Genomic DNA, 11,255 nt, shown 5'->3' on the forward strand with positions numbered 1-11,255 from the left:
CTGGCCCGCGGCTCGTGGAGAGCCTCGAGATCCTGGCGGAGGCGATTCACCCTGGTGCGCTCCCGCCGCGGTACCGCGGCAGCGGCTGGGTGGCCTGGCCGCAGGGGTAGCCTTCCTGGTGACTCGCAGTGCGGTGTTCTGCGGGCAGTGCATGTCGACCGGAGTCTACGTCCGCATCGCTCGCGATCCGCGTCGTAGGGGAAGCGCCAAGCGGGATCTGATAGCACTCCCTTTGGCCCAAGGCAAAAGGCGCGGGCGCCGTTCACAGGTTGTCTTGGTCGCCGTGTTGGCCGCGTCGTACCAGTTCAACACCTCCCGGCCACGGCCCAAACGGGTTCGGCTCTTGCGGACGACGACGGGTCCGCGACCTTGCGGCCGGTCGTCTGCAGCGCGCGCTGGTGTGCGAGCAATGTGCCTCGCGGCCGATGATGAGCGGCTGGTCTCGAGAGCGTGTTGTGCAGGACGTCGGTCTCGAAGACTCATACCTCGCTGGAAACACCCCCACACGTCCAGACTTATACCATGTTTCGAAAAGACTCATACTTGACAGCTCACGAGCCCAGCAGTACTGTGTCTCTTGACAAAAAAGCTCGTTTATCTTTCTTATACGCACGAGAATGGCTTGCAGCTCGCGGGAATTGAACCACCGGCCGGGAAGCTCGAAGCGCCGCCTTCATCCCGGCCGTAGTAGTACCCCCGTCAATCATTGTCATGCTCGGTGGCGCGCGGGATGCTCGCGCATTGCATAGACCGATCGCGCACGTTCGCGAACTTGAGCAATCCGTTGAGTTCTCTCGAGCTGAGTTTAGGCGATACCCGATTGGCTATAATTCCTTACACCGGCTGCTGTTGCTCTAACTCGCCTCATTGAAGCCAACGGCAACGCCGTCTGTTTACTCCGGCGCAAACTGAAAGAACTGGAGTCGCCAAATGCCAGTCCTCCCCGATATAGATCCCGGCGAGAGCCAGGAATGGCTCGAGGCGTTCGAATCGGTCCTCGAATACGAGGGCCCCGAGCGCGCGCACTATCTGCTCGAAAAGCTGATTGACAAGGCGCGGCGCTCCGGGGTCTATTTCCCGCACAGCGCCAACACCGCGTACATCAACACCATCCCCCCCGCGCTGGAAGAACGCTCTCCGGGCAACCACGAATTGGAGCACCGCATTCGCTCTTATGTGCGCTGGAACGCCCTCGCCATGGTCGTGCATGCGAACAGAAACGATCTCGAGCTAGGCGGGCATATCGCGAGCTTTGCCTCCGCAGCGACGCTCTACGACGTCGGCTTCAATCATTTCTGGCACGCGCCTTCCGACAACCACGGCGGCGACCTGATTTACATCCAGGGCCATTCCGCACCGGGTATCTACGCCCGCGCGTTTCTCGAAGGGCGGCTGACCGAAGATCAGCTGCGCAAGTTGAGACAGGAAGTGGACGGAAAAGGACTGTCTTCGTATCCGCACCCCTGGCTCATGCCCGAATTCTGGCAGTTTCCGACAGTCTCGATGGGTCTCGGGCCAATCATGGCGATCTATCAGGCGCGCTTCATGAAGTACCTTAAGGACCGCGAGCTTCTCGACACCCAAGGACGCAAGGTCTGGGCGTTCATGGGCGACGGCGAAATGGACGAGCCGGAGTCACTGGGCTCGATTTCGCTCGCTTCGCGCGAGAAGCTCGATAACCTGATTTTCGTCGTCAATTGCAATCTGCAACGACTCGATGGGCCAGTGCGCGGCAACGGCAAAATCATTCAGGAACTGGAAGCCGTGTTTCGGGGCGCCGGCTGGCACGTCATCAAGGTCATCTGGGGGAGCTACTGGGATCCGTTGCTCGCGAAAGATAAAAAAGGGATCCTGCTGCGGCGAATGGAAGAAGCGGTGGACGGCGACTATCAGAACTACAAGGCGAACGACGGCAGGTACGTGCGCAAACATTTCTTCGGCAAGTATCCCGAGTTGCTTGAAATGGTCGCCAATATGACTGACGAAGACGTGTGGCGCCTGAATCGCGGCGGACACGATCCGCACAAGCTCTATGCAGCCTACTCGACGGCGGTGAAGCACGAGGGGCAGCCGGTCGTGATTCTCGCCAAGACCGTGAAAGGCTACGGAATGGGCGAAGCCGGGGAAGGTCAGAACATCACGCACCAGCAAAAGAAGATTGGCGATTCCGCTTTGCGCGCTTTTCGCGATCGCTTTCGCATTCCGATTTCCGACAAACAAATCGGCGAGGCGCCGTTCTACAAACCGGCGGAAGACGGTCCCGAGATGCAATACCTCAAGGAGCGGATGCGCGCCATGGGTGGATCAATACCCTCAAGAAGGCGCAAAGCCCAGCCGCTCGAAATCCCGCCTTTGAACGCATTCGAGGCGTTGCTTAAGAGCACTGAAGACCGCGAGATTTCGACCACAATGGCGTTCGTGCGCATTCTGAATACGCTGATCCGTAATAAGAAAATCGGCAAGTTCGTGGTGCCGATCGTTCCCGACGAGTGCCGCACTTTCGGAATGGAAGGCATGTTCCGCCAGCTCGGAATTTATTCTTCGGTGGGACAGCTCTATGAGCCGCAGGACGCGGGGCAACTCACGTTCTATCGCGAGGACAGGAAGGGGCAGATCCTGGAAGAAGGAATCACCGAGGCAGGTTCGATCTCGTCGTGGCTGGCCGCGGCGACTTCGTACAGTATGCACTCGCTGCCGATGATTCCGTTTTACATTTTCTATTCGATGTTCGGCTTCCAGCGCACCGGCGACCTCGCGTGGGCGGCGGGAGATTCGCGTGCACGCGGATTTCTGATCGGCGGCACTTCCGGGCGCACGACTTTGAATGGAGAAGGTTTGCAGCATGAGGACGGGCACAGTCATCTCGTTGCGGCGACCATACCCAACTGCATTTCCTACGACCCAACGTTCGGCTATGAGCTCGCGGTTATCATTCAAGACGGCTTACGGCGAATCCTTGCCGCACAGGAAGATGTTTTCTACTACATAACGGTGATGAACGAAAAATACCCGCATCCTGCGTTGCCTAGTGCTGCGGAAGAGGGGATTCTGAAGGGACTGTACTTGTTCCAGGAAGCGGTCCTGTCCCGGCAAAAAACGGGAACTCCGGAACTGCGGGTGCAATTGCTGGGGGCGGGAACGATATTGCGCGAAGTGATCGCGGCGGCGGACTTGCTCGCGCAGGACTGGGGTGTCGCAGCGGATGTGTGGAGCGCGACGAGCTTCAATGAACTGCGGCGCGATGGACTCGATTGCGAGCGCTGGAACCTGCTGCACCCGGAAGACTCTCCGCGGCAATCGTACGTCGCTGCCTGCTTGAAAAATCGCAAAGGCCCGGTCATCGCCGCGACCGACTATATGAAAGCATACGCCGATCAGATCCGCGAATTCGTGCCCGGGCGCTATTACGTGCTGGGCACCGACGGTTTTGGCCGCTCGGACACGCGAGAGAAGCTGCGCCAATTTTTTGAAGTGGACCAACGCTACGTGACGCTTGCCGCGCTCAAAGCGCTCGCGGGCGAAGGCCAAATTCCCGCGGCCAAAGTGAGCGAGGCGATCAAGAAGTACGGGATCAGTCCAGACAAACCGAACCCGATCACGGTGTAGCTTGGGACCACTAACCGAAAAGTGCGTGCCGGACATCGGCGCCTTTAAGGGTGTTCCGCTCATCGAGGTTCCGGTCGCTCCCGGCGATGTCATCAGCCAAAGACTCGCTAATCGCGCTCGAATCCGAGAAGCCGACGATGGAAGTGCCTTCTCCACAGGCCGGAGGGGTGCGCGAGATGGAAGCCAAAGTCGGCGACAAGGTTTTAGAAGGCTCTCCGATTCTTACCTTGGAAGTGGGCGAGGAGGCGAGGCCGGAAGTGGCGAAACGCGAACGGCCCCGGAAAGAGCCTGAAGCGCGGCCCGCGCCGCAAGTTGGAGAAGCCGCTGCCGAGCCGGAAGTCAACGAGACTGCGCGTCGTCAAAATGAAGAAAGGAAACCATCGATGACACCGACAATACACAGCTACGCGGTCATGGCGGGAACGGGCCACGTTGGAGGCGCGGTTGGCGAACGTCCGCTGCTGGCTCTCTCGCTCGCGGCGGCGCTGGCATTCGTTCTCGGCTGCGCGCGTCCCGCGGAGAAGGAGGCCGACGACCCCACGACCGAGGCCCTCGTCGCCGCGCGCGACGCGGCGCCCTTGCCCTCCGCCAAGGCCCCGGCTTTCCCCCCACCTTTCCACACGGAGTCGGCGACGAAATTCCCCAAGATCATCCGCTGGCCGGAAGGAAAGACTCCGGCGGCGCCGGCGGGCTTTCGAGTCTCCCTCTACGCGGACGGGCTCGAACCATCCCCGCTGGCTCTACGTGCTGCCGAACGCCGACGTGCTGGTGGCCGAGTCGAACACGGAGAAGCTGGGCGGGGAGATCCCCGAGCCGGTGCGGCAGGCGATCGAGGACGCGGGCCTCATGGGGCCCTCGGCCAACCGCATCACGCTAGTGCGCGATGCGAACGGCGACGGCAAGCGGGAGGTGCACGAGACCTTCCTGGCCGGTCTCAACCAGCCCTTCGGCATGCTGCTTCTCGGCGAGTGGCTCTACGTCGCCAACACCGACGCACTGCTGCGTTTCCCCTACCGCGAGGGCCAGACGAAGATCACGGGGAAGGAGGAGAAGGTCCTGGACCTTCCCGCGGGCGGCTACAACAACCACTGGACCCGCAACGTCGTCGCGAGCCCCGAGGGCTCCAAGCTCTATGTATCCGTGGGCTCCCAGACGAACGTGGACGAGGAGGGCCTGGACGCGAAGGAGCCGCGGCGGGCCGCGATCCTCGAGGTGGACCCCGACGGTAGCGGCATGCGCATCTTCGCGAGCGGTCTGCGCAACCCAAATGGAATGGACTGGGCACCCGGGACGCGGATCTTGTGGACGGTCGTGAACGAGCGCGACGAGCTCGGCGACGACCTGGTGCCCGACTACCTGACCAGCGTTCGGGAGGGAGCGTTCTACGGCTGGCCGTACTCCTACTTCGGGCAGCACGAGGACCCGCGGAAGAAGGGCGAGCGGCCGGATCTGATGGCGAAGGCGGTGGTCCCCGATCTCGCCATTGGCGCGCACACGGCGTCGCTCGGTCTCACGTTCTACGATGCCAGCGCTTTCCCGCAGCGCTACCGCGGCGGCGCCTTCATCGGCCAGCACGGCTCCTGGAACCGCTCGCGGTTCGCGGGCTACAAGGTGATCTTCGTGCCCTTCCAGGCGGGTCGTCCCAGCGGCCCACCGGAGGACTTCCTGACGGGTTTCATCGCCGACGAAGCGAAGTCCGAGGTGTACGGACGACCGGTCGGGCTCGCGGTCTTGCCGGACGGCTCGTTGCTCGTCGCGGACGACGGCGGAGACGTCGTCTGGTGGGTTACCTATACCGGATCCGGCACAACGGCGTCGCGCTAGCTAGGCATGACTTCCGCGGCGGGAGGCTTAACCCCGGTGGAGCGGCTTGGAACCTCATTTCGCAATTACACTAACGTACGGGCCAGCATGCGTGATCGGGGCTTCCTGCGGAGGGGTGGAAGCGCTCAAAGAGCTTCCCTGACGCTATCCCATACCGCAATCCCGTTCGGCACCGATGTCGGTTAGCGCCGTCACCCTCATCTTCGGCCCGCACGAGGGCACTCAGGCGCTTTATTACACCACTTTTACCAACGGCGGCCAGGTGCGCCGCATCGCCTTCGTCGGCTCCGCCAACCGCGCCCCGGCGGCGGTCGGAAACGCGACGCCGACGAATGGCCCGGTCCCGCTCCCGGTTGCCTTCAGCGGAAATGAGAGCAGTGACCCGGATGGCCACCCGTTAGCCTTCGAATGGGATTTCGGCGACGGGACGCCGCCCATCGGCGCGAGCGAGACCACGCGGTGAGCGAAGCCTACGATGCCTATAAAAAGATCGCGGCGGAAAGACCATGAGCGAGAAGAACACTGCGAGGGCCCAAAGGCCTGGATGAGAACCAGGGGATGGCGTACCACGTCGCGAGCCTGGCGCCCTCAGGTAGCCCCCTTGCTGGCGCCCTTTGCAGCGCCGGTGCATGCATACGAACTTGCCATATCGCACCCCACCGAAGTTCATAGTGCCGCCCTTTCCATTATAATCAAAGAGATAGAGAAAAAGGTGCAAAGAAGATCGGGCTAGGCGCCATCCCACTCCGAACCTTCCTGCCTGTCTACGTCGCTCGACCGGCACCGGTGGACTCGCGTCCGGGCATCCGGCCCTGCCTGTCCGTCACGCTGAAGCCCGACAACCACCGAGAGCTCGGCCGGGATCGGCCCCAACGGCTCTCAGGTCTTGACATCATCGTTCCGCTAGATATACCATCCGTGCAGATGGTACATAGATGGGCGAGGCTTCATGAGCGTGCATGACTTACGGCCGAAGGCCGGCGAAACCAAGATCACGATCAATCTGGGCGTGGTCGATCTGGGACAGATCGACTTGTTGGTGCAGGAGGGTTTTTATTCCAACCGCACCGACTTCATCCGCACGTCGATCCGCAATCAACTTGCGGCCCATGCCGAAGTGGTCAAGCAGGCAATGGCCCGTAAGACAATGGCGCTTGGGCTGCAACGCTACTCACGAAAAGACCTTGAGGCAGTGCGCGCGGCCGGACAAAAACTTCAGATCCACGTGCTCGGGCTGGCAAGCATCGCCGATGATGTGCCCGTCGAGCTTGCGCGCGCCACCATCGACTCGATTTTCGTCCTCGGCGTGCTGCAGGCGAGCCCGACAATTAGAGCCGCCTTGGCCGGTCGGATCCAATGACTTTCAGACAGGAGATTTCAAGAGCATGAACGAAAAAATGATCGCCGGAATGCCCGAAGTGTTGCGGCTTATGCAAGCAGGTCGACTCCAGGAAGCAACCTCGGTCATCCAACGGGTGCTTGCTGGTCCGCGTTTGACGCCGGTCGCAACCGAACCCGCTGCCTCGACCGAGAGGGTTCCGATCGAGGGCATCTTCCGCGTCATGAACGAAGAACCGCTGGGCGCGGCGCGTCCTGCCGAAGCGCCTCAGCCGCAACCCATTCCCAGCCGGATCCCTGACGGTCTTCCTCTAGGGAAATTCATCACGGGGTCGTATACCAACCAGGCAGGAAGCCGTGCTTACAAGTTATACATTCCCAGCGGCTATCGCGGACAATCGCTGCCGTTGGTCGTGATGCTACATGGCTGCACGCAGAATCCGGACGATTTCGCCGCCGGCACGCGTATGAATCAGGTTGCCGAAGAACAGCAGTGCTTCGTGCTTTACCCCGCGCAGGCGCAGAGCGCCAATCCTTCAAAATGCTGGAATTGGTTCAAGCAAAGTGATCAGCGCCGCGATCGGGGAGAACCTTCCATCATTGCCGGCATGACGCGGCAGATCATGAGCTCGTATTCTATCGATCCGCAGCGGGTCTACGTGGCCGGGCTGTCGGCCGGCGGGGCGATGGCAGTGACCATGGGGATGACCTACCCCGAGGTCTATGCGGCGATTGGAGTGCATTCGGGACTGCCCTACGCAGCGGCACACGACGTGCCATCCGCGTTCGCCGCGATGCGGCAAAGCAGTTCAGCGAATGGCCGAATGGGGATCGGCGCCGCAGGCGAATTGACCGTGTGCGATGTGCCGACCATCGTGTTTCACGGCGATCGCGATACTACCGTGCACCCTTGCAACGGCGACCAGGTGGCCGCTCAATCGCGCGGCGTCGGGGCAAACGGCAACTCGGATACTCGAGCCGGCGTGAGCAATCGGGCCACCGTGCAGCGCGGCCAAGTCGCTCAAGGTCATGCTTACACGCGTACGGTTTATCACGATGCAGGTGGACAAGCTATCGCTGAGCATTGGCTGGTGCACGGGGCCGGTCATACGTGGTCAGGAGGAAGCGTAAGCGGCTCGTTCACCGATCCGAAAGGCCCCGACGCGACGCAGGAAATGATTCGTTTCTTTTGGGAGCATCCCCAGCGCACCCGTCACTAAGGCGGACAAATCTTGTTCACATCGATGTGCCGGACGTGCCGGAATCAGGGTCGCCAGCGAAACCGTTTGAAATTCACACGACCGTGCTCGTCAAAGACAATTCCTTCTTCCTCCAGAAGCTGGCGTTGCAAGAGGTGAGCTTCCGACCGCTTCCGCCGGCTGATCTCCGCCTTCGCGTTGATGACTCGCTGCCAGGGCACGTCCGATCCCACAGGTAACGCATGCAACGCACGGCCGACCTTTCGCGCCTCCCGAGGGATACCGGAGAGCGCTGCGATCTGACCGTAGGTCGCGACTTTGCCGCGAGGAATTTTTGCGACGATCGAATAGATGCGGGCGTTCGTCGTCATTTTTTCACCTTCCTGCCGTCGTTCCTGTTCATCCTCTGCGGCGCCCCACTGGTCGAGGCACACCGCGCCGCTCAGCGGCATCCCCGCCGGGTCGTCGTCAACCTGGCGGTCTTCTTCGCCTGGCACGTGCTGCGGCCGGCCGGCACCGATGCCGCACCCTTCGCGAGCCACCCAGAGCTCGGCCGGGATTGGCCCAAACGGGATCTTCCCGCCCCGCGCAGGCCCGCGGCTCACCTGCCGGCCCTCCAATGTTACAGTACCTGTTGCGAGTCAGCGTTGAACTTCCTATCCTTAGGACTTCTTAGGACTCGGATGGAACTCCCCGTGCCTGTTGATGAAAAGGGCGTTTATTTTGCCTATGCCCCGGATCTATAAATGCCATTCGACCGGTACCGGCTTCGGGTGGGAGCTCACGGGTCTGGAAGCAGGATCCACCGCCGCACTCCTCTGCGGGACACTCGGACTTCAGAGTAATGAAGTCGTACGTGGTGCCATGCCTTCCGGTTTGGAAGCCCAGGGTCGCGGCGGCGCAGGGGAGGCTTCCCCTATCTCGGAGATCCCTGACCCTCGGATCCGCAGCGATGTCGCGGCCATGAAATTCTCCCGATCGGCCGATCTTCCGGGTGGCGACCTGATCGAGGAGGGACTCGACGACCTGCGGCAGCATCGACAGACCGTCGCAGCGCTGCTTGTCTCGATCGGGGCGCCACGGCTCCGGCAGCTTGGCCTGCGCGTTCCGCGAACGGAATCGGATCCGGAGCGCTGCCTCTACGAGCTGCTCGCCCGCTCCGATCCCGACCGGCGCACGGTCGTTACAACGCGCTGGTACGGCGCCTCGTGAGCTTCGAGCGGGCCGCCGCGTGCGTGAGCTAGCCGACGCGTCACGCATCCGCCGGCTGATGGAGGCGTTCGGGCGCGCGGCGGGTGGGGACGTACGCATCTATCTGGTGGGCGGCACCACCGCGGGCTGATGGGGTGGCGCGCCTCCACGATCGATGTGGACTTCGTCATGCGGCCGGAGGACGATGCGCTGCTACGCGCGATCCCTTCCCTGAAGGAGCGCTTGCGGATCAACGTGGAGATGGCGTCTCCCGCGGACTTCATCCCCGTCCCGCCCGGGTGGGAGGACCGCGGTATCTTCATCGCGCAGGTGGGGCGTGTCGCTTTCTATCACTTCGACGTGTACGCGCAGGCGCTCGCGAAGCTCGAGCGCGCTCACCGCCAGGATCTCGCCGACGTGCGCGAGATGCTCGACCGCAACCTCATCGATCGACGGCGCCTGGCGGAGTACTTTGCGCGGATCGAGCCCGAGCTGTACCGGTTTCCGGCCATCGACCCGCCGAGCTTCAGGTGCGCGGTCCAACAGGCCATCGCACAATGACTCGTCAGCCCGGGCCGCCTGTCGGGATCACGGACATACCGACCCGGCGTCCAGCCTTCTGGCCCCCCTTCCAGCCCCTATCCTCGGATAACCGGTCGGCCGACGTAGTCGGACCAGAACCCATAGTGCCGCCAAGCTCGCAGGCTCCGCGGGTTCCCGCCGGTATTTCGTGCGGCGAGCCCGGCCTCTCGGGTCCCTTCGACCACAGCCTTCCACATCAAAGGGAGACGTTGCGGGTGTCCGCGAAGGCGCCTCTCCCGGGAAGCACGTGGAAAACCCTCTGCATCACGCACTCGGCGGTCGCGCGATAGGTCGTGAGCTTGCCGCCGTAGATGGCCACATGTGCGGGCGATCCCCGCGGTCCACCGAGAGTACCGTCTCGCGCGACCCGTCCAGGCATCCGGCCCTCGCCTGTCCGTCACCCTGAAGCCCGACAGCCACCCAGCTCCCGCCGGGCGGGCTCTTACCGCCTCCCGCGCGCCCCCGGATCACACCGGCCGGCTCCTCCGACGTTACAACCTGCTGCAAAACAGCGTTGAACTTCCTATCCTCTTAGCCCACCCAAACTGGCTCCATTACGCCGATCCGCGACAGCCATGAACGTACAGAATTCAACTCGCCTTCCTATAAAGTGGACAGAGTACCAACAATGTCCCTCGATGACATAAGAGACGTTGCGGCATATCTGCATGATTGCGGGCGTTTTGAGGCACTCTTGGCACGCTATCAGGCCGCACTCGATGACAGATCAATTTGGTTCGAGATGGTTTTCGCATACTGGCTGGAGGAGTCTGGAGTACGCCTCGAGTATGAGAGACAAGTAAACCCTGACAACACGACCTCCGTGGACTTTGCCGCATCTTTTGACGAAGTTCAATACTTGATGGAGCTCGTTCGTATCGAGCACAGCGACGATGTGGCAGCACACATTGAAGGACAAGTGGCAACGAAGGAATCTACGGCCTTTTGTTGAAAAGCGATCATCACAACCCATACTTCCGAACCGCAGCGCAGTTAATTCGGCTTCAAGAAAAGATTTTGGCAAAGGTCACCAAGTTCCCATTGCCGAAACCCGACGTCATTGCTTCCGTTGTCGTAGACTGTTCAAACATCCAAGCAGGCTCCATTGACGATGAAGATGTCCGCATGGCCGCATTCGGGCGACCGCGCGATCCGGTTTGGCAAGAGTATTGGGGCAAGAATCGCCTGCTGGGGTTGTTCGAGCCAGCCTACAAAGCAAGAGGCATTAACCCGACTTAGCCGATTCGACCTCGTTTTCCGGCTTTGGGGCCACGTCGCCAATCGTAACTATTTGTTTTGTAAATCCAGCACCGCAACAAATCCGCGAAAAATGGCTGTAGTGAAGACCTTGGTTGTTTTCAGGAGGGAGATTCTGTGCATAATAAGTAGCCGTCATGTTTCTACAGCGCCACGACTCGCAAGAAGGACGGCAAAGAGCACCGCTATTGGAGCATTGTCGAGAACAGGCGCCTTTCGGACGGGCGGGTGATACAGCGTCACGTGCTTTATCTGGGG

The 11,255-nt window shown here is 61.4% G+C and carries 10 protein-coding genes and 2 pseudogenes; 10 read left to right on the forward strand and 2 right to left on the reverse strand.

Translation table 11 applies throughout. From position 1 onward, the window contains the following. Window positions 1–930 precede the first annotated feature (930 nt). The 5 genes and pseudogenes from aceE to M3461_23315 all read left to right on the forward strand — a co-directional run bounded on the left by aceE (window position 931) and on the right by M3461_23315 (window position 7,988). Complete coding sequence (gene aceE / locus M3461_23295) at window positions 931–3,606, forward strand: pyruvate dehydrogenase (acetyl-transferring), homodimeric type (GenBank protein ID MDQ3777067.1); 2,676 nt, start codon at window positions 931–933, stop codon at window positions 3,604–3,606. Window positions 3,607–4,019: 413 nt separating this feature from the next. Then, window positions 4,020–5,430 (forward strand): annotated as a pseudogene (locus M3461_23300) (sorbosone dehydrogenase family protein). A 175-nt stretch (window positions 5,431–5,605) separates the two neighbouring features. After that, the gene (locus M3461_23305; protein ID MDQ3777068.1) at window positions 5,606–5,893 is read left to right on the forward strand and encodes a PKD domain-containing protein; all 288 of its coding nucleotides are present in this window, start codon (window positions 5,606–5,608) and stop codon (window positions 5,891–5,893) included. Between the two features lie 486 nt (window positions 5,894–6,379). Next, on the forward strand, window positions 6,380–6,790 hold the full coding sequence (locus M3461_23310; GenBank protein ID MDQ3777069.1) for a CopG family transcriptional regulator: 411 nt from the start codon (window positions 6,380–6,382) through the stop codon (window positions 6,788–6,790). Between the two features lie 25 nt (window positions 6,791–6,815). Then, entirely contained in the window at window positions 6,816–7,988 is a 1,173-nt protein-coding gene (locus M3461_23315) for a PHB depolymerase family esterase (GenBank protein MDQ3777070.1), read from the forward strand. A 44-nt stretch (window positions 7,989–8,032) separates the two neighbouring features. On the opposite strand, the gene M3461_23320 is transcribed toward M3461_23315, so the two are convergent. After that, complete coding sequence (locus M3461_23320) at window positions 8,033–8,338, reverse strand: MGMT family protein (protein ID MDQ3777071.1); 306 nt, start codon at window positions 8,336–8,338, stop codon at window positions 8,033–8,035. On the opposite strand from M3461_23320, the pseudogene M3461_23325 reads away from it, so the two are divergent. The 3 genes and pseudogenes from M3461_23325 to M3461_23335 all read left to right on the forward strand — a co-directional run bounded on the left by M3461_23325 (window position 8,339) and on the right by M3461_23335 (window position 9,719). After that, a pseudogene (locus tag M3461_23325) lies at window positions 8,339–8,497 on the forward strand (chromate transporter). Between the two features lie 199 nt (window positions 8,498–8,696). After that, window positions 8,697–9,179 carry a hypothetical protein gene (locus M3461_23330; protein ID MDQ3777072.1) on the forward strand — a complete coding sequence of 161 codons (483 nt, stop codon included), beginning with the start codon at window positions 8,697–8,699 and terminating at the stop codon, window positions 9,177–9,179. Window positions 9,180–9,308: 129 nt separating this feature from the next. Beyond that, window positions 9,309–9,719 carry a hypothetical protein gene (locus M3461_23335; GenBank protein MDQ3777073.1) on the forward strand — a complete coding sequence of 137 codons (411 nt, stop codon included), beginning with the start codon at window positions 9,309–9,311 and terminating at the stop codon, window positions 9,717–9,719. 217 nt (window positions 9,720–9,936) lie between these two features. Here the strand turns inward: M3461_23335 and M3461_23340 are convergent, their stop codons facing one another. After that, complete coding sequence (locus tag M3461_23340; GenBank protein ID MDQ3777074.1) at window positions 9,937–10,119, reverse strand: hypothetical protein; 183 nt, start codon at window positions 10,117–10,119, stop codon at window positions 9,937–9,939. 249 nt (window positions 10,120–10,368) lie between these two features. Between M3461_23340 and M3461_23345 the strand changes: the two genes are divergently transcribed. Both M3461_23345 and M3461_23350 read left to right on the forward strand, forming a co-directional pair. Next, on the forward strand, window positions 10,369–10,692 hold the full coding sequence (locus M3461_23345) for a hypothetical protein (protein MDQ3777075.1): 324 nt from the start codon (window positions 10,369–10,371) through the stop codon (window positions 10,690–10,692). Next, window positions 10,689–10,979, forward strand: a complete 291-nt coding sequence (locus M3461_23350; protein ID MDQ3777076.1) for a hypothetical protein — start codon at window positions 10,689–10,691, stop codon at window positions 10,977–10,979. Before M3461_23345 ends, M3461_23350 begins: the two co-directional genes overlap by 4 nt. Window positions 10,980–11,255 lie beyond the last annotated feature (276 nt).

This window comes from Pseudomonadota bacterium, assembly GCA_030860485.1.
GTDB lineage: Bacteria > Pseudomonadota > Gammaproteobacteria > JACCXJ01 > JACCXJ01 > JACCXJ01.

Bases quoted from the DNA above. Each gene is read 5' to 3' on its own strand.
- aceE (MDQ3777067.1), top strand. From the start codon at position 931: ATGCCAGTCCTCCCCGATATAGATCCCGGCGAGAGCCAGGAATGGCTC.
- M3461_23305 (MDQ3777068.1), top strand. From the start codon at position 5,606: ATGTCGGTTAGCGCCGTCACCCTCATCTTCGGCCCGCACGAGGGCACT.
- M3461_23310 (MDQ3777069.1), top strand. From the start codon at position 6,380: ATGAGCGTGCATGACTTACGGCCGAAGGCCGGCGAAACCAAGATCACG.
- M3461_23315 (MDQ3777070.1), top strand. From the start codon at position 6,816: ATGAACGAAAAAATGATCGCCGGAATGCCCGAAGTGTTGCGGCTTATG.
- M3461_23320 (MDQ3777071.1), bottom strand. From the start codon at position 8,338: ATGACGACGAACGCCCGCATCTATTCGATCGTCGCAAAAATTCCTCGC.
- M3461_23330 (MDQ3777072.1), top strand. From the start codon at position 8,697: ATGCCCCGGATCTATAAATGCCATTCGACCGGTACCGGCTTCGGGTGG.
- M3461_23335 (MDQ3777073.1), top strand. From the start codon at position 9,309: ATGGGGTGGCGCGCCTCCACGATCGATGTGGACTTCGTCATGCGGCCG.
- M3461_23340 (MDQ3777074.1), bottom strand. From the start codon at position 10,119: ATGCCTGGACGGGTCGCGCGAGACGGTACTCTCGGTGGACCGCGGGGA.
- M3461_23345 (MDQ3777075.1), top strand. From the start codon at position 10,369: ATGTCCCTCGATGACATAAGAGACGTTGCGGCATATCTGCATGATTGC.